The organism is Exiguobacterium sp. RIT594, from assembly GCF_003339585.1.
Lineage (GTDB): Bacteria > Bacillota > Bacilli > Exiguobacteriales > Exiguobacteriaceae > Exiguobacterium_A.
Genome location: NZ_QPKF01000001.1, coordinates 160,940 through 177,752 on the forward strand (window position 1 = coordinate 160,940; position 16,813 = coordinate 177,752).

General features: G+C 49.5%; 18 protein-coding genes. 13 read left to right on the forward strand and 5 right to left on the reverse strand.

All coding sequences use genetic code 11. The annotated features are described in order from the left end of the window. Window positions 1–31 precede the first annotated feature (31 nt). The 9 genes from DVG79_RS00740 to DVG79_RS00780 all read left to right on the forward strand — a co-directional run bounded on the left by DVG79_RS00740 (window position 32) and on the right by DVG79_RS00780 (window position 5,923). Complete coding sequence (locus tag DVG79_RS00740; protein ID WP_114595068.1) at window positions 32–412, forward strand: hypothetical protein; 381 nt, start codon at window positions 32–34, stop codon at window positions 410–412. Between the two features lie 36 nt (window positions 413–448). Beyond that, window positions 449–697 carry a flagellar biosynthesis anti-sigma factor FlgM gene (gene flgM / locus DVG79_RS00745; RefSeq protein WP_114595069.1) on the forward strand — a complete coding sequence of 83 codons (249 nt, stop codon included), beginning with the start codon at window positions 449–451 and terminating at the stop codon, window positions 695–697. A gap of 92 nt (window positions 698–789) precedes the next feature. Beyond that, window positions 790–1,197 (forward strand): flagellar protein FlgN, encoded by a 408-nt coding sequence (locus DVG79_RS00750; RefSeq protein WP_114595070.1) that lies wholly within the window; start codon window positions 790–792, stop codon window positions 1,195–1,197. 12 nt (window positions 1,198–1,209) lie between these two features. Further along, a complete protein-coding gene (gene flgK, locus DVG79_RS00755) occupies window positions 1,210–2,739 on the forward strand; it encodes a flagellar hook-associated protein FlgK (RefSeq protein ID WP_114595071.1) in 1,530 nt (509 codons plus the stop codon). A gap of 7 nt (window positions 2,740–2,746) precedes the next feature. After that, window positions 2,747–3,703 carry a flagellar hook-associated protein FlgL gene (flgL, locus tag DVG79_RS00760; RefSeq protein WP_114595072.1) on the forward strand — a complete coding sequence of 319 codons (957 nt, stop codon included), beginning with the start codon at window positions 2,747–2,749 and terminating at the stop codon, window positions 3,701–3,703. 17 nt (window positions 3,704–3,720) lie between these two features. Next, window positions 3,721–4,299 carry a DUF6470 family protein gene (locus tag DVG79_RS00765; RefSeq protein ID WP_114595073.1) on the forward strand — a complete coding sequence of 193 codons (579 nt, stop codon included), beginning with the start codon at window positions 3,721–3,723 and terminating at the stop codon, window positions 4,297–4,299. Window positions 4,300–4,303: 4 nt separating this feature from the next. Next, window positions 4,304–4,744, forward strand: coding sequence for a flagellar assembly protein FliW (gene fliW / locus DVG79_RS00770; RefSeq protein ID WP_233494500.1), 441 nt, complete (start codon window positions 4,304–4,306; stop codon window positions 4,742–4,744). After that, window positions 4,744–4,971 carry a carbon storage regulator CsrA gene (gene csrA, locus DVG79_RS00775; RefSeq protein ID WP_026827533.1) on the forward strand — a complete coding sequence of 76 codons (228 nt, stop codon included), beginning with the start codon at window positions 4,744–4,746 and terminating at the stop codon, window positions 4,969–4,971. The genes fliW and csrA overlap by 1 nt, the downstream gene beginning before the upstream one ends. 127 nt (window positions 4,972–5,098) lie before the next feature. Continuing rightward, the gene (locus DVG79_RS00780; RefSeq protein ID WP_114595075.1) at window positions 5,099–5,923 is read left to right on the forward strand and encodes a squalene/phytoene synthase family protein; all 825 of its coding nucleotides are present in this window, start codon (window positions 5,099–5,101) and stop codon (window positions 5,921–5,923) included. A 48-nt stretch (window positions 5,924–5,971) separates the two neighbouring features. Here DVG79_RS00780 and DVG79_RS00785 read toward each other — a convergent pair whose 3' ends face one another. The 4 genes from DVG79_RS00785 to DVG79_RS00805 form a co-directional block, all read right to left on the reverse strand. Next, window positions 5,972–6,874, reverse strand: a complete 903-nt coding sequence (locus DVG79_RS00785; RefSeq protein WP_114595076.1) for an alpha/beta hydrolase — start codon at window positions 6,872–6,874, stop codon at window positions 5,972–5,974. Between the two features lie 30 nt (window positions 6,875–6,904). After that, the gene (locus DVG79_RS00790) at window positions 6,905–7,786 is read right to left on the reverse strand and encodes a YitT family protein (RefSeq protein WP_114595077.1); all 882 of its coding nucleotides are present in this window, start codon (window positions 7,784–7,786) and stop codon (window positions 6,905–6,907) included. Between the two features lie 81 nt (window positions 7,787–7,867). Further along, on the reverse strand, window positions 7,868–10,693 hold the full coding sequence (locus DVG79_RS00795) for a sensor domain-containing protein (protein WP_114595078.1): 2,826 nt from the start codon (window positions 10,691–10,693) through the stop codon (window positions 7,868–7,870). A 521-nt stretch (window positions 10,694–11,214) separates the two neighbouring features. Further along, window positions 11,215–12,348: a hypothetical protein gene (locus tag DVG79_RS00805; RefSeq protein WP_114595080.1), complete on the reverse strand. Its 1,134-nt coding sequence runs from the start codon at window positions 12,346–12,348 to the stop codon at window positions 11,215–11,217. A gap of 129 nt (window positions 12,349–12,477) precedes the next feature. Here DVG79_RS00805 and DVG79_RS00810 point away from each other — a divergent pair, with 129 nt between their 5' ends. Both DVG79_RS00810 and DVG79_RS00815 read left to right on the forward strand, forming a co-directional pair. After that, window positions 12,478–13,137, forward strand: a complete 660-nt coding sequence (locus DVG79_RS00810) for a response regulator transcription factor (protein WP_114595081.1) — start codon at window positions 12,478–12,480, stop codon at window positions 13,135–13,137. Next, window positions 13,134–14,399 (forward strand): HAMP domain-containing sensor histidine kinase, encoded by a 1,266-nt coding sequence (locus DVG79_RS00815; protein WP_114595082.1) that lies wholly within the window; start codon window positions 13,134–13,136, stop codon window positions 14,397–14,399. Before DVG79_RS00810 ends, DVG79_RS00815 begins: the two co-directional genes overlap by 4 nt. A 51-nt stretch (window positions 14,400–14,450) precedes the next feature. On the opposite strand, the gene DVG79_RS00820 is transcribed toward DVG79_RS00815, so the two are convergent. Continuing rightward, on the reverse strand, window positions 14,451–14,954 hold the full coding sequence (locus tag DVG79_RS00820) for a hypothetical protein (protein ID WP_114595083.1): 504 nt from the start codon (window positions 14,952–14,954) through the stop codon (window positions 14,451–14,453). A gap of 137 nt (window positions 14,955–15,091) precedes the next feature. Between DVG79_RS00820 and DVG79_RS00825 the strand changes: the two genes are divergently transcribed. Beyond that, window positions 15,092–15,574, forward strand: a complete 483-nt coding sequence (locus tag DVG79_RS00825) for a hypothetical protein (RefSeq protein ID WP_114595084.1) — start codon at window positions 15,092–15,094, stop codon at window positions 15,572–15,574. A 77-nt stretch (window positions 15,575–15,651) separates the two neighbouring features. Continuing rightward, a complete protein-coding gene (locus tag DVG79_RS00830; RefSeq protein ID WP_114595085.1) occupies window positions 15,652–16,482 on the forward strand; it encodes a GNAT family N-acetyltransferase in 831 nt (276 codons plus the stop codon). Window positions 16,483–16,813: the final 331 nt, after the last annotated feature.

The following is a 16,813-nucleotide window of genomic DNA, read 5'->3' on the forward strand; positions in this document are numbered from 1 at the left end:
TCCTGCCGATATTCAATATGAGGTGAAGGAAATGGATGTATTAAACTGCAAAACTTGCGGGAAGTTATTTGTTCGTCAATCTTCTGATCTGTGTGTCGATTGTATCAGAAAAGATCATACTGATTTTGAGAAGGTGCGTGAGTTCCTGCGAGAACGGCGAAAAGTCCGAACCTCACCTAAAGATGTTGAGATGGCTATCGGAGTAAAGAGAGAAACGGTCTTCCGTTACATTAAAGAAGGGCGATTGTTGATCTCTGAAATTTCTCAGATGGAGATCATGTGTGAGAGTTGCGGGAAGCCCTCCCGTGATGGCACGATTTGTGCCGAATGTCGCGAAAAATTGCGACGTGAACTCGCTCAAGCGATGCTTGATTCTTCTGCCCCTTCGAAACCGCGAACGTATCGAACTTGAATTAAGAATCTTGTAGTCTAGAAAGCAGGTGTTCACATGCGAATTGATTCTACGAAGTGGGTTAACATGCCTAAGACGTACGAAAAAAATCAAAAAGTAGAAGGAACAGAACCAACACGCACGAATCGGCCGGATGAAGTGACGATTTCAAGCGAAGCGCGGTTGCGCTTTAACGAAACGACGCCTTCACGGACCGAAAAAATCGAATCCCTTCGACAAGCCATTCAGGATGGAACCTATAAACCGGATGCGAAGAAAATCGCGGAACGTTTCTTGAACTTGTAAGAAGACTAACTTAAACAATAGAGGCGACTCGGGGCACGGATGCGCGGGTCGCTTTTTATATGAACGAACATAGACGGAGGAGGACAGGACGGATGGAACTCATCGATCAGCTGACGGCGGAACATGCCGCACTACTGGAACTGGCGGAAGAAAAAAAACAGGTCTTGATTCAAAATGATATGCCGCGTCTTTCGCAGCTCGTCAAGGAAGAACCGATTCATTTAAAACGAATCGAACAGTTGGAGCAGCAGCGTCTCGCTCAGATGGGGACGATGACGATGACGGAGTGGCTGCAAGCGCACCCGGAGGATGTCGATTCCATGCGTCGGTTGCTTCAAACGATTGGTCAGTTGAAGGTACTGAACGAGTTGAACGCTGACTTACTCACTCAATCGTTACACTATTTAAACTGGCATCTGGAATTGCTGATACCAGAAGCAGATGATTTTACATATGGTCAGTCCGCGCTTGATCGCGCACATTTCAATCGAAATGCTTAAGGAGGCAAATACATGGGTTCAACATTCATGGGGCTTGAAACCGGTCGTCGTGCACTGACGACGAATCAGTGGGCGCTCCAGTCGACCGGAAACAATATCGCCAATGCAGGAACGGCCGGCTTTTCACGGCAACGTCTTGTCATGGCGACGACAGAGCAATTGTCGATGGCAATCGGTACAGGTAAAATGGGACAAATCGGTACGGGTGTAAAAGGTGAACTCCTCGAACGTGTCCGCGATGTCATGCTCGATAAACAATATCGAGACGAGGCGACGAAGACATCTTACTATGGTACAAAAGAAGCCGCATTCGGTCGTATGGAAGATGTCATCAATGAACCGTCGGATACAGGCTTGTCTAAAGCATTTGACGGGTTTTGGGAATCCCTTCAGACCTTATCAACGAATCCCCAGGATTCAGGTGCCCGGAGTGTCGTCCGTCAAAAAGCGGAGACATTGACACAAACGTTTAATTACATGGCGAAGGCACTTAATCAAGTACAAGGTGACCTGAAAAGTGAAATTGAGGTCTCGACTAAAAAAGTAAATGATCTGTTCAAAAAGATTCATAATATCAATGCTGAAATCCATACAGTCGAACCGCTTGGTGTGTTACCAAATGCACTTTATGATGAACGAGACCGTTATTTCGATGAACTCGCAGAGTACGTCGATTTTGAAAAAGTATCAGTCGACGGTGATGCGATTCAGCAAGGAACACTTGGGAATACGGTTAAAACGGCAGAAGGTCGGATTGATGTTCGAATCAAATTACCGAATGGTGACAAGTTGCTTGCAGTGGATTCAGATTTACCAAAAGCAGGAACGTTGACCTTTACAACAGATGACAATGGTCTCTATACAGGATTCAAAACAGATTCACAAACGATCTCATTTGACGCAGCCGGCGGTTTTTCATCAGGTCGATTAATTGGTCTGATTGAGATGTACGGACACGTTGAGGATGGTCAAGCAACGGGTGAGTATGTCAATATGCAGGGACACCTGGATGAGATGGCAGCAACGTTTGCGACAGCATTCAACGAAGCGCATGCGACGAATGTAAAAAAAGACAAAACAGCGGGTACAAGTGAATTTTTTGTTTCTTCCAACGGAGGAGTAATCACAGCAAAGTCGATTACGCTTGGAGCAGACATTAAAAAGAGCCTGGATAACATTGCTACCTCGACAGACGGAAACATCGGTGATAGTGCCGGTGCCTTGAAACTGGCCAACATGAAAACGGCAAACATTCGTTTTGAACGATCCGATACGACGACGACAATCGGTTCGTTTTATCAAAATGTCATTGGAGATATGGCAGTCGCGACGGATCAGGTCGCTCGGCTCGGTCAGAGTTCTGCCGTTTTGATGGAAAGTGCGGAACAGCGCCGTATGTCGGTTTCGGCTGTTTCAATCGATGAAGAGATGACGATGATGATTCAGTACCAACATGCATACAACGCGGCAGCGCGTAATATTACTACGGTTGATGAGATGCTTGATAAAATCATCAATGGTATGGGAATCGTAGGACGGTGATGACTAAATGCGCGTAACACAAACGATGCTGACGAAAACAAATATCGGACATCTTTCCGCCAGTTATCAAAAACTGAGTGCGATGCAGGAACAATTAATCAGTGGAAAAAAGATTCAGCGACCATCTGAAGATCCGGTCGTCGCAATGCAAGGGATTCGTTACCGGACAGAAGTGCGTGAAGTCGAACAGTTCAAAAAAAATGTCAATGAAGCGACAGGTTGGATGGACTTGACGGACTCGGCACTCAACGAAGTGACATCCGCCATGAGTCGGGTCCGCGAATTGACGACACAAGCTGCGACGGATACGTATGATGCTACGCAACGGAAAGCAATTCAGAGCGAAGTGGGTCAGCTGATTGAACATATCGGGACACTGGCGAACACGAAATATAATGAAAAAGCCATTTTTAATGGAACAAAGACGGATCAACCCTTCATTTCGATGGAAGGTTTGAAAGAATATTTAACGACACCGGGTAAGGCGGTTAATACCGTATTTACAGACGGTGATCCAACTCTAAAAGAAGAAGTCATCCGTTATGAAATCTCTTCCGGAATTGAAGTTCAAGTCAACGTTTCACCGACAAATGTATTTAGTCCGGAGACGTTCACGACGCTCAAAAAATTATACGATGCTCTTGGTGGGGTTTCAGACGCAGGTGCCGTTGATAGTTCAAATAATGGAGCCGAATTATCAGGGATGTTAAAAGATCTTGATAGTATGCTCAATCAGACGGTCGAAACGCGTGCTGACCTTGGGGCGCGGGTCAACCGACTTGAACTGAACGCATCTCGTCTGGAAGATCAAGAAATTATCGCAAAATCGGTCATGTCGGATAACGAAGACATCGAAGCCGAAAAAGTCATCATGGAACTGAAGTCGTATGAAACGTTACATCGTGCGGCACTCAGCGCGGGGGCGCGGATCATTCAGCCAACCTTGCTTGATTTCTTACGTTAAGAAGGAGATGACGGACGGTGAATCTGCCACATCTTGAGATGCGTCAAACGTCAGCGAAGATTGGAATCAACACCACCCGTGCGACACTTGAGCAACATCAGGCACCGGCGACATTATCGATTGAACAACCAAAAGGGAATCTGTCGATTGAAACCGTCGCAGCACGACTCGAAATTGATTCGACCCAAGCGATGATTGAAACGGGACGACTTCCAGCTTTTGAGTCAGTCCAGCGTTATGCAGAATATGGTCGTCAGATGGGGCAACAGGCAGTTGGCCGGGCAGCGTCTGAAGGCGATCAATTGATGCGAATCGAGCAAGGGGGAAATGCGGTATCCCGCGTCGCAAAATCGCGGGACACACCGCCTGCTGAAGTGACGACACTCGGCTTTTCGCCACGCAGTCTCGAACGCGTCAAAATCAATTATACACCGGCGGAAGTGCAACTCAATTACACAGCAGAACGACCGCGAATCGAGGTTCAGGTCAATCGACCGGAGTTGAATGTGACGGAAGGTACGGTCGAAATTTATCTGCGGGAACAAAATCAACTGGATATGTGGCCGGTCGGCGGCATGTTCGATGGGGAAGGATAATCATATGCAAATCATGACTGATTTTTTTGGTCCGGTTCAAGTCGACGAAAGTGAAATCATCACCTTCGCCTCGGAAGTACCGGGTTTTCCGGAAGCACGACGCTTTATCCTCTTACCGTTCGGAGAAGGGATTCCTTTTTGGTCATTCCAATCGATTGACCAGCCGGAGTGTGCGTTTGTCGTGACGAATCCATTTTGGATTGATCCGGATTACGTGTTTGAATTACCGGAATCGGCGAAGGAACAACTTGGGATTCAGGAAACGGCACAAGTCGCTGTCTATACGACGGTCACGTTACGTGAACCGTTCCAGGAATCGACGACGAACTTACGAGCACCATTCGTCATGGAGACGAAACGCCGTCAAGCGAAACAGATCATTCTCGATGAAACGTATGCGAATCGTCGGATGATCGGCAGTTTGACCGAAGTAGGTGGCCGCTGATGCTCGTCTTAAAACGAAAAACGGGAGAAGCGATTCAAATCGGGGATGATATTGAGTTGACGATTCTCGCAATCGAAGGGGATCAGGTCAAACTCGGCATCAACGCGCCCCGGCAAATCGATATCCACCGCAAAGAAATCTATCTCGCGATTCAGGATGAAAACGCGGAAGCTTCGCAAAGTACCGGTCTGATGAGCCAATTATTAAAACAACGGACAGATACATGACCAGGACGGGACGGACTTCAATGTCGGTCCTGTTTTTTCGTTCAACAAAAAAATGCTCATTTCTTTTGAATCGTGTATAGTAATGTAGAGAAAAGAAACCTTTTTGACTAAAGAGGGAGTGTAATGGATGAATGAGACGAAGCAGCTGAAGAAAGATGCGAATCGTGTATTAAAAGCGACGAGCCGGACCTTTTATATACCGATCAGCCGTCTGTCACAGGAACTACAGGAAGCCGTTGGTGCGGCTTACTTATGTATGCGGGCGATCGATGAAATCGAGGACCACGAGGAATTGCCGACCGGGGTCAAGACGACATTATTGCGCGAAACGGCGTTAATGATGCGGGGAACATTCGACGAGCAGACATACCGGACGATGATCGCCCCTTACGCGAATCAGTTGCCGGAAGTGACGCTGCGCCTGTCAGAATGGATTGCGTATTGTCCGGTCGGTATTCGGGCGAAAGTCCTGGAATCGACAGCCGAGATGGCAGAAGGCATGGCCACTTGGGCCGAGCGGGACTGGACGGTCAAAACGGCAGCAGATCTTGACGAGTACACGTATTACGTTGCGGGACTGGTCGGTGTCATGTTATCCGACATCTGGTACTGGAAAGCCGGTATCGTGACGGACAAGCAACAGGCGATCGGATTCGGACGGGGACTGCAGGCCGTCAACATCCTGCGCAATCAACAGGAGGACGCCGAACGCGGTGTCGGCTATTTCCCACCGGGTTGGACGACGGAGACGATGTTCGAGTATGCCCGGGAGAATCTGGCGGAAGCCGATGCATATCTCGCCTCGATTCCAAGAGAGACGACAATCTATGAGTTCTGCAAGATTCCGCTTGCACTCGCCCACGGAACACTGGATGCGCTCGCACGGGGAAAAGAAAAACTCAGCCGGCCGGAAGTCCTGAAAATTGTCGGGAGTGCTGTTCTAAAACGATAATGGATAGACAAAAGGAGACATTGTTCCTCGGAACAGTGCCTCCTTTTTTTAGCGGATATCTTCGAGATACGACAGGATTTTTTCTTCATAGGCTTTCCGGTCATGTTTGTACGACTGGACGTGCCCGCCGTTTTCCGTCACATACAATTCAGACCGCGGTGCCGCTTTTTGCAGCCGCATACTTTCCGTGACCGGAATCGCATCATCGTCCTTGCCGTGAATCATCAAGATCGGATAATCAATTCGGCGGATGGCTTCGAGCGGTTGGACGCGTTCCGGGTTCAGTCCCGTCAAAGGCGGTGTCACCTGGAGGATGACCGGCGTGAACGGGAAGTTCGGCAGACCGCTCCAGACCGGCAGATTCGTCGCAAGATAGTTCTTGAGATCACTGAACGGACTGTCCGCGATGACACCTGCGACTTCGGCTTTCGGTGCCGTGACGAGAGACGTTGCCGCGCCCATCGAGATGCCGTAGAGGACGACCGGTTCCGAGGCCCGGGACTTCGCGTAGCGGACAGCGGTCAATAAATCATCCTGTTCCTTCGCTCCGACCGTGACGCGTTTGCCTTCCGACTGACCGGAGCCGCGGAAATCAAACGTCAGGACGTTATAGCCGGCTTGATGGAACTTTTTGAACAGCGGCAACACCGGGACATCGTTTTGTTCCCGGTTTTTTCCGTACCCGTGGGCAAAGACGATTGTCAACTTGGCATCTTCACTCGGAATCCACCAGCCGGATAAACGGGTCCGGTCTTTATAAGAGCGGAACGAGACATTTTCGTACGCCAGATCCTCCGCCTTTTTCGGATTGGTCGTCAACGGTTCCCGGGGCGGCTCCGTTAAGGAAGAACCGACATAAGCAGAAATGCCGACGATGGCAATCAACACTAAGACGACGAGGACAATCAGTCCGGCAATCAGTTTCTTGCGATGTTTTTTCAAAAACGACACGGCGATTCTTCCTCTCTGCAGTAGGATACGTTAATGAATATCTTTTTTCTTGAAACGACCGCCATGGACATCATGGATGTTGCCGATCGCGATAAAGGCTTCTTCGTCAAAATCGCGGACGATTTCCTTCAGCTTTGTTTCCTCCAACCGACTGATGACACAAAAGATGATTTTTTTGTCATCGCCGGAAAAAGCGCCTTCCCCGTTCAGGTACGTCATCGTCCGGCCGAGCCGGTCCATGATGGCAAGACCGATCTCTTCATGGTTTTCCGAAATGATCCAGACACTCTTCGACTGATCGAGCCCGTCGATGACGACATCAATCGTCTTGAAGGCGATGAAGTAGGTAATCAAGGAATACATGGCCCGGTCCCAACCGAAGACGAAACCGGCAGCCCCTAAAATAAAGACGTTGAAGAACATGACGATTTCGCCGACGGAAAACGGGGTCGAGCGGCTGAACGAGACTGCTAAAATTTCGGTCCCGTCGAGTGAACCACTCGCCCGGATGACGATCCCGACCCCGATTCCGAGAATCAACCCGCCGAAGACGGTTGCGAGGAGATCGACCCGTGTCATCGGACCGATGTCTTCCAGTAACTTCGTCGCAATCGCCATGACGGAAATGGCATAAAGCGTTGATAAGGCAAACGTCTTCCCGATTTGTTTATAACCGAAGAAGATGAACGGGATGTTGAGAAAGAATAACCACAATGCGAGTGTCGAATCGGTCAGTTTCGATCCGATGATGGAAATGCCGACAATCCCTCCATCGATGATACTGTTCGGAACAAGGAATCCTTTGAGTCCGATGGCGAAAATCACGGCACCGATCGTAAGCAACAACAAACGACGGACCAGTTGCCATTTCGTTGAACGGCGGTGTCGTTTGGCCTGTTCAGCTGCGGGCATCGAACCCCTCCTTTTACATACACTTTTCATTACTATAACAAAAAAGCACTAAGGCACGCGAGAACGACCTTAGTGCTTATTTCACCCGTTGTAGCGTAATGTCTGGAAAAACCGTAAGACCAGTTCCGCTTCCTGCGTCGTCGTATAGCGTCCGGCATATTGTCCGTCCTCAAAAGCAGTGACAGTCAGGGTGCAGGAGACCAGCTGCAGACCTTCCGACAACCGGACTTCAAACGTCGCGGTTTGCAGCGGTAAGGGAGTATCGGTCGTAAAGTAGAGGTGACGTGTACTCGTCCGGTGGGCTTGAATCTCGGAAAAACTAAAGTCAAATGTCTGATTTTGATGTTGCAGCATCTTGATTTTGCCTTGGACCGTAAAGCTCGGGACATTATCCGAGGCAAGCGAACAGGCTTCGATCGGATACAAGACTTCCCGAATCAGAAAACTTTCCATGACGGCCGCGGACACCGGTCGGCTGAATAAATACCCTTGGATGTTCGGACATTCAAGCGACCGGAACGTCTCGAGCTGTTGAATCGTTTCAATCCCTTCCGCGATGACGGCAAGATTAAACTCCTTCGCCATGTAGAGAATACTTTTAACGATGGCTTGGGCTTTCTTATCCTCGGCGATATGGACCGCAAACTGGCGATCGATCTTGACGACATCAATCGGGTACCGTTGCAGGTAGACCATTGATGAATAGCCTTTTCCGAAATCATCGAGCGCAATCCGGACGCCGAGCCGGCTGACATGTTCCAGCGTCCGGCTGATGTTCGGATCATCCATGATCAATGCCGCTTCGGTGATTTCCAGTTCCAGCAGCCCGGCCGGCAATTGATACGCAGCCAGTATCTGTTCAATCTGGTGTTCGAACCCGGGAATCAAAAACCGTTTCGGCGAGACGTTGACGGATACCGGGACAAGATCGGCACCGGCACTGGACCAGTCAAGCATCGCCTGGCACGCTGTCTCGACGACCCAGTCGCCGATTGCGATATGCAGGGCACTTTCCTCGGCGAGCGGGATGAAATCATTGGGCGGAATCCGTCCCCATTCCGGGTGTTGCCAGCGGATTAACGCTTCGAGACCGATGATTTTCCCCGTCCAGCTGTCGACTTTCGGTTGGTACTCAAGAAACAGTTGTTTCCGTTCAATCGCATAGTGTAAATCCTGTTCGAGCCGGTAACGGCGGTAATAATCGATATCGAGATTGGACGCATAATGATGGACGGTACTCTGATTTTCACGTCGTGACCGCCGGAGCGCCGTATACGAATGTTTCATCAATTCGACCGGATCGTTGCTGTCGTCCGGAAAACGGCTGATGCCGATCGAAACGCGGGTGAATAAGGCGTACGGATCAATTAAAATCGGTTCGACGGATAAAGACAACAACGTTTCCGCATACGACGTGACATCGTCCTTGAGGCTCGACGGAACGAGGATTGCATATTCGTCGCCTCCGAGGTGTCCGAAAAAGACACCCTCCGGTTTTGAGGTGTTGAGGAGTGCACTTGTCGCCTGAATCCACTGGTCACCGGAAGCATGACCAAACGCATTGTTAATATCCGAAATCCGGTTAAACGAAATCGATAAAATCGAAAATGCCGTGTTCGCCTGCATCCAGTCACGGATTGTCTCCGTCAACGAAAGACGGTTCGGCAGACCGGTGATCGAGTCATACATCGCCAGCTGTTGCAAACGTTCCTCATACTCTTTTTGAAGTGTAATGTCGTGCATGATGCTGTTCGTGTAGGCAATCGAACCGTCCAGCTGGAAGACCGGAATCTGCTGGTCCTCAATCCATTTCATACGCCCATCCGGGAACAGCAGACGATACTGGATCGTACTTGCTTTACCAGACTGCAACTGTAAGATGAAGCGTTTCATTGCCGGTACGTCACGCGGATCGAGTCGCTCGAACAGCCAGTCCTGACTGAGGATCAGATCGTGCGGCAACTCTTCGAAAATCTGGAAAAATCCTTTGGAATGAAACAACAGACGTCCGGTTGATAAATCGATTTGCGAGATGGCGGCTTCGAGCGCTTCATAGATTTCACGCGTCTGTTCTCGTTCGAGTGCCAGTTCACGGCGCGCTTCGCTGACTTCTGACAAATCATAGAGAATCAGAGAAATCAGTCCGGTCGGACCATCGCGGCGTAATGCCTTCAGGCGTAACAGTTGATATTCGTAGTCGGCATTCAGGACGGACACTTCCTGTTCGAATGTATCGATTTCTCCATCAAGCAGGCGAATCATCTGAAAACGGAGCGGATCAAAATCACGCGGATGGATTCGTTGATGTAACTGTTCATTCGAGAAGGGATTCACCGGACTGGACTCGATTCCCAAGTACTTGATCAAAGAGGGCGAATACTCAATCGTCCGGTTCGCTGGATCGTAATGAAAGACGACCAGTTCCGGAATCTGTTCCGTCAGTTCCAGTTGCGACCGGATGTGGACGACATCATCCTCCAACTGTTTTTCGCGGGTGATGTCACGTGCGATCCCGTACACCCCGACGACATGACCATCCTGTTCAATCGGCATGTTCGTGATTTTGAGCGTCAGCCGGTGTTGATCGGCATGCAGACCTTGTGCCGTATAGTGGACCGTCTCACCGGCCAGGGCCCGCTCGAAAAATGCCGTAACGGACGCATGCTGTTCCGGTGGATTAAAGACGGCGAAATGATTATATAAAGTTTCCTTCGAATAACCGAGCATCCGTGGAAGTTGTTCGTTGAAATAGATGATTTCACCAAGATGATTAAAGAAAAAGACAGCATCTGTACTTTGCTGAAAAAAAGGTTCCACACGTTCTGGTCGTGACAGCTCTAACCCGCCAATCAGCAGAGGGGATGTAGATGAACGGCTCAGCCGTTGCATCGCGTCGAAAAAAGTCATAGACAAATCTCCTCACTCGAATTTTTTCTCTCACTCTTAGTATCGGAGTAAACGAAGATCAATTGCAATCAAAGTTCGAAGAATAGACTTTTTTTTCAAAAAAAGCGAATCATTTTTTGGAGAATGGGAGGAAGTGGAATGGAAAAGAAGAGGGTGGGACGGGAAGTCTGCTTTCTTTCGCTCGCTTTTCTCGGGCGGAACGGAAGCCGCGGTCGTCGTGACCGTCGACCGGGTCTTCCTTGTTCCTGTCGTCGGAAGCAAAGCTTCCTTTTCCCGTAGAAGTCGAGCTTCGAAAGCAGACGTACCCGAATCATTCGATCGGGCAAAAAATATAAAAAATCATCAACGAAGGAAACGTACAAAAAGACAAAAAGACAAAAAGACAAAAAGACAAAAAGACAAAAAGACAAAAAGACAAAAAGACAAAAAGACAAAAAGACAAAAAGACAAAAAGACAAAAAGACAAACCCCGCCGATGCCTGTTGAATGGCACATGCTGGAGTTTGTCCATGCTTTACATATTAAATGGCAAGATCAACCGAAGTCTCGCTGGCGTTTGGATCAGCCTGATCCGGACGGTCGGCATCGTTCATGCCGTGATGGCGTCCCGGTCCATGTCCGCTTGGTCCCTGCTGTAAATCGTCGTAACTTGAGACTTCATCGGCCCGTTCCTGCATCCGTTCCTTGATGGTTGTCGCTTGTTTTTTCGTGATGGCACCGCTTTTGACTTTCGTGTCGATTGCTTTCGTTTGTTCGGCAAGGACAGCCTTCTCGAAAGCAGCGAAGGAGATATTGTTCGCTTCCGCAAATTCCGGTAACGGCTGGTTCGCTGCCTTGAACTTCGTCGCATCGAGATTCAACCGTTTCAAGATAGCGGACGTTGTATCACCGAAGACGTCATGACCAGGACCACCGTGTCCGCCTGGTCCATGTTGACCGCGGTCCGGTAAGTCATCGTAACTGTTAGCATCCGAGAACTCTTCTGTCAGGCGGGCTTTGATCTCAGTCGCCTGCTTTTTCGTCATCTTCCCGTCTTTGACGAATTGATCGAGCTGTGTCGTCTGCGCCGCAAGCAATGCTTTTTTGTAATCTGCGAACTTGATGGACTGGGCTTTCGCATAAGCAGCGAGCGATTGGTTGGCTGCATCGAATGTATCTTGGCTCAGACCGAGTGCCTTCAAGACGTCGGCAATCAACGATTCGTTGAAGAAGCCGCCTTTGTCACCGCGATGTCCTTTTGGCATCTGTTCTTTTAAATCAGCATAACTCGAAACCCCGCTAAAACGTTCTGTATGATGTTTTAACATATCCGCTGCCTGCGACTTCGTTAAGTTACCTGATTTGACGAGTGAAGCGAGCTGTTCTTTTGCGGCGGCGAGTTCCGCCTTTTTATAGTCACTGAACGAAATTCCTTTTTGTTTGGCCAGATCTGCGATCGATAAACCTTTTTCACGGGCCGCATCGACCTGCTTTTCCGTCAGATTCAATTTTTTGAGCAGTAATGTAAAATCGAGTCGTTTCATCCCTTCGAAATGCGGACGTTCTGATTTCGTTTCTGTTGAGCTGTCGTCATTGGTTGCAGCATAAGCAGAAGCTCCTCCTAGTGTTAAGGCGCTGATTGTCAGTGCGGTGATCCATTGTTTTTTGAATTGCATGGGTGATCACTCCTTTCACTCTTTATGTTAGCGGGACACGCCTGCGAAGTTGTGAGGAAGTTGCAAGGAAATCGCAAAGAAACGTCAACCGTTCAAAAAAGACGGTACACTACAAGTGGAGGGATGAAGATGCACATATTAGTGATAGAAGATGAACTAAAGCTGGCACAGGTGACGGAACGGTTCCTTCGTCATCACGGCTATACAGTCACACTCGCGGCATCGCTTGCGGAGGCTAAAACAAAACTTGCGGGTACGTCGTTTGACGCTGCCCTCGTTGATGTCCGCCTGCCGGACGGGGACGGCTGGTCGCTTGTCCCGGGTATCAAAGCGACCGTCCCGGCTCCTGTCGTCTTTATGCTGACGTCACGCGGGGAAGCGGACGATCGGGTGTTCGGACTGGAACTGGGAGCAGATGACTATCTCGTCAAACCGGTTGTCCTCAAGGAATTGATCATCCGACTCGAGCGGGCGTTGAAGCAACGGTTGCCGGTCGGTCGGCAGTTAGGTGACGTGACGATTGATGAGAAGGCGCGCCGTGTCCAAAGTGGACCGGACACCGTCAGTCTCGCGAAGATGGAATTCGAACTGTTGGTCTATTTCTTTGAGCACATGGGCGAAGCACTGACGCGCGATCAAATTCTCGATGAAGTCTGGGGCTATACGTTCGGAGGCGATACGCGGACGGTCGATACACACGTCAAACAGTTGCGGGATAAGATGCCGACGATAAAACAACAGTTGAAGACGGTCCACCGGGTCGGCTACCGGTTGGAGGCAATCGAATGAGTAAGTTGATGCGAAAATTTTTGCTGGCTGTCATTGCGCCGTTATTGATTATGGGTATACTCAGTTTCAGTCTGACGGCGTTCCTCGTCAACCGGTTTGCGGAAGATGAACGTTACAGTCAGTTGATGCGGGAAGCAAATATCATCGAGGAAGCACTGGCGGAAAATCGTCCGGTCCCGCGGGAAATCCAAGGGTTTATCACGCGTGACGGGGTGACGGAACGAATCGGGGGACGGGGACGGCAAGTCATCGAACTGCCGATTCTTGACGATCTCAAACAAAAAGACATCATCGAAGTCCAGGGGAACCGGCTGTTGACGTATCAGTTGAAGAGCGGCGATACGGTCATCACGACGATTCGCGAAGCACCGCTCGCAAGCAGTGCCCTCGATGGCGTCTATCTGGCGATTGGTGTTGCGTTACTTGCCGCCTTACTGCTGGCAACCGGGCTGGCCTATTACATGGGACGGCAATTCATCCGGCCGATCATGGAACTGCGGACGGTCGCCAAACAGATTGGCGACGGACAAAAAGACGTGCTTTTACCTGACCGCCCGAATGATGAAGTCGGTGATCTGATTCATGCGGTCGATGAGATGCAGGAACAGCTTGTCCAAAAAGAAGCATTACAAAAATCGTTTATTGCCGGAATCACGCACGATTTACGGACACCGCTCGCCATCATCCGCAACGAGACGGAAGCTCTGGCGGCCGGAGTGATTCCAGTCGACGAACTGCCGGACGTCACAACCAGTATCATCGAAGAAACGGATCGGCTTGGGCTGTTGATTGACGAGACGCTGGTCTATTCGAAACTCGCCGGCGGAATGATGCCGCTTGACCGGACGGAGGTGGCCGTGGATCAATTAGTCGAAGAAACGGCGGAACGGTTACGATTGACGTTCAAAAAAGACGGTCTTCGTTTAACGGTCGCGACAGCACCGGTCCTGTTCTCGCTTGATCGGCGGATGTTCGAACGGGTTCTCGTCAATTTTCTGATGAACGCCTATGTCGCTGCCCCGAGCGGAAGTGAAGTGTTCGTCCGGCTGACAGCAACCGAATTGACGGTGGAGGACGCCGGAAGCGGTGTCGCAGAAAACGACCGGTCAACGATCTGGGATTTGTATGTCAAACAGACCGGCGGCTCCGGGCATGGTCTCGGTCTTGCGATCAGCCGGTTGATTCTCGACAGCCACGGGCTGAAGTACGGTGTCCGGGACAGCGCGCTTGGCGGTGCCTGCTTTTATATCCGGTTCAAATAGGGCGAAAAAAAGGTCCCGTCCTTCACCTGAGTGAAGAGCGGGACCTGTTGGTTATTCAGAATCGTTGGCTTGAACGAGACTCGGTTTGACGAGCGTATAGAACTCATCGCTCATCCCGACGCGGCTGCCCATCTGACAGGCGAGCTCAAGTGTCTCCTGGTAGAATTTCGCGACCAGACTATGGTTTTTGATATGCATGTCCTTCATTGCCTTTTCGACACCAAGGACGACTTTCGCAATCTGGTCATCGGCGTCATTGCGAACCGGGACAACGTTTTCCGGCAGATCCACTTCTTTGTCGTGTCCGTTAAAGCGGAACGACGCCCCGAAACCGAGATGCTCGAGGAAGAAGTGCGGTAACAATTTACCGGCGAAGAACTGGTGCCACTCTGATTCTTTCATCGTATCCATGTCGCGTTTGAACGATGTCGTTGCAAGTGCATAGCGGTCATGTGTATCTTTCATGAACTTCTCGAGGATTGGTACCTGCATCGCAAACGAATTCTTCAGCAGATTATCGAGCTGTTCTTGCGTTAATAGTTCTTGTTCAGCCATCAGTTTAACCCCATTTCGTTTCGTTAGTTCTATCGTAAGAAATTTAGACAATTCCGTCAAATCTTTTTCAAGAATAGAGTTTACCTATTTCGCAAAAGGGAATTCCTCTACTATCGAAGAGTTAAGGGGGAGTTAGCATGAAACGAGTAGCAATGACAGGGGTATTAATCGGAGCATGTCTAATTCCGGTGACAGCTTTCGGCGCAAGTAACGTAACGTACAAAACAGGTACGATTCAAAACAAGGACTTCGGCTATTCCGTCAAGGCGACGACCGCCTTGCAGACAGCAATCAAGCAGGATAAGGTCGATGTCGTCAAAAACAAAACCGTCAAGACGAAATACGGCACCGTGACACGCAGCGGGACGTTTTCGCTCTACTATAAAGTAAAGGGCAAAGATCAAATGCTCGTCAACTTGAACTTTGAACCGAAAAAATTAACGAAAAAACAATTTGAGAAGCAGGTCGGGTTTGGAACGTATCTCGGCACAAAAGGCAATAAAACATACTATTATGTGCAACCGACGGAAGCTGTCAAAGGTGCAGCCGGAAAGCAAAAGATTGCCGACCTGATCACACGCGACGTTCCGGCGATGATGAAGACATTCAAATTAAAATGAGGAAACTGCAAGGAGCACTAGCTTTTGCTAGTGCTTCTTTTGATGGTCCGATATAGTAAAGGTTGAGGTGAAGTGAAATGGAATGGACAGTAACAGAAGTTAAACAAACAACAGAAGTCTTGCAACTTGAGAAATGTGTCAACGATCACGACGGCATTGAATTGAAAGTCGCCGCGGATTGGGTCGGGCAAAATGATTTCGCGATTTATGACGATATGAAATTAATCGGTTATCTTCAGGCATTTGCCTACTTACCGACGGAGTGGGAAATCAATGTCTTCGTCGATCCGGATTACCGGAAACAGGGTGTCTTTAAGACACTTGTCGAAGCAGCGAAAGAGGCAGCCCGTCCGCAAGGCGTCGAAGCGTTTACGTTTGTCATTGATGATGAAAGTAAATCTGGCCAAGCCGTCCTGGGTCAGCTCGGTGCCGAGTATCGGATGACGGAATACAACATGGTCTTGAAAAAAGCGCAATTGTTCCTAAAAGCGGACCCGGATTTTGAACTGCGGGAAGCGACAGCGGACGATCGTCCGTTCATCGTCGAGACACTAGGTTCGTCATTCGGCAATACAGCCGATGAAGCGGAATCAATCTATCAGGCGATTGAGTCGGATGATCGTGTCACCTATATCGGTGTCGCAAACGGCAAAACGGTTGGTGTCATTCGGGCTTACTTAGCGTCTGAGACACAAGCGAGCATCCATGCGTTTGCCGTTCGTCCGGAAGCACAAGGCAACGGATACGGCAAAAAGATGCTGAAGCTGATGGTCCAGGCGATGTTCCGCACGGGTCGGACGCAGCTTGAACTCGATGTTGAGACAGATAATGCGCGGGCACTTGATTTGTATAAAGAGGCCGGGTTCGTTGTCGGACGCGGTTATCAGTTCCACGTACTCGGATTATAATCGTTTTGCAGAAAGTCCACGCGAGTGGGCTTTTTTTGTAGAATTCAAAGACCACAGGTCTGTCCGCTATTTAAAGAAATACGATATCGTTTCCTGTCGTCCGTTGGCGCGCTTTCCTCGGGCGGAACGCAAGCCGCGATCGTCCCTTCGGACGACCGGGTCTTGCCTGTTCCTGACGGAAGGGACAAGCCCTTCCTTTTCCCGCAGGAGTCGCGCCTGGACGACGGACACTTTTGGGAGATTCCATAACATAAAAACAAGTTCACATTCTAAAAGAAATCTGAAACCTTCTCTCGGTTTTGTCGTATACTACACATATGGAAAAAAAGAG

Excerpts from the sequence above, each read along its gene's own strand:
- DVG79_RS00740 (WP_114595068.1), top strand. The coding sequence starts at position 32 with ATGGATGTATTAAACTGCAAAACTTGCGGGAAGTTATTTGTTCGTCAA.
- flgM (WP_114595069.1), top strand. The coding sequence starts at position 449 with ATGCGAATTGATTCTACGAAGTGGGTTAACATGCCTAAGACGTACGAA.
- DVG79_RS00750 (WP_114595070.1), top strand. The coding sequence starts at position 790 with ATGGAACTCATCGATCAGCTGACGGCGGAACATGCCGCACTACTGGAA.
- flgK (WP_114595071.1), top strand. The coding sequence starts at position 1,210 with ATGGGTTCAACATTCATGGGGCTTGAAACCGGTCGTCGTGCACTGACG.
- flgL (WP_114595072.1), top strand. The coding sequence starts at position 2,747 with ATGCGCGTAACACAAACGATGCTGACGAAAACAAATATCGGACATCTT.
- fliW (WP_233494500.1), top strand. The coding sequence starts at position 4,304 with ATGCAAATCATGACTGATTTTTTTGGTCCGGTTCAAGTCGACGAAAGT.
- csrA (WP_026827533.1), top strand. The coding sequence starts at position 4,744 with ATGCTCGTCTTAAAACGAAAAACGGGAGAAGCGATTCAAATCGGGGAT.
- DVG79_RS00780 (WP_114595075.1), top strand. The coding sequence starts at position 5,099 with ATGAATGAGACGAAGCAGCTGAAGAAAGATGCGAATCGTGTATTAAAA.
- DVG79_RS00790 (WP_114595077.1), bottom strand. The coding sequence starts at position 7,786 with ATGCCCGCAGCTGAACAGGCCAAACGACACCGCCGTTCAACGAAATGG.
- DVG79_RS00795 (WP_114595078.1), bottom strand. The coding sequence starts at position 10,693 with ATGACTTTTTTCGACGCGATGCAACGGCTGAGCCGTTCATCTACATCC.
- DVG79_RS00805 (WP_114595080.1), bottom strand. The coding sequence starts at position 12,348 with ATGCAATTCAAAAAACAATGGATCACCGCACTGACAATCAGCGCCTTA.
- DVG79_RS00810 (WP_114595081.1), top strand. The coding sequence starts at position 12,478 with ATGCACATATTAGTGATAGAAGATGAACTAAAGCTGGCACAGGTGACG.
- DVG79_RS00815 (WP_114595082.1), top strand. The coding sequence starts at position 13,134 with ATGAGTAAGTTGATGCGAAAATTTTTGCTGGCTGTCATTGCGCCGTTA.
- DVG79_RS00820 (WP_114595083.1), bottom strand. The coding sequence starts at position 14,954 with ATGGCTGAACAAGAACTATTAACGCAAGAACAGCTCGATAATCTGCTG.
- DVG79_RS00825 (WP_114595084.1), top strand. The coding sequence starts at position 15,092 with ATGAAACGAGTAGCAATGACAGGGGTATTAATCGGAGCATGTCTAATT.
- DVG79_RS00830 (WP_114595085.1), top strand. The coding sequence starts at position 15,652 with ATGGAATGGACAGTAACAGAAGTTAAACAAACAACAGAAGTCTTGCAA.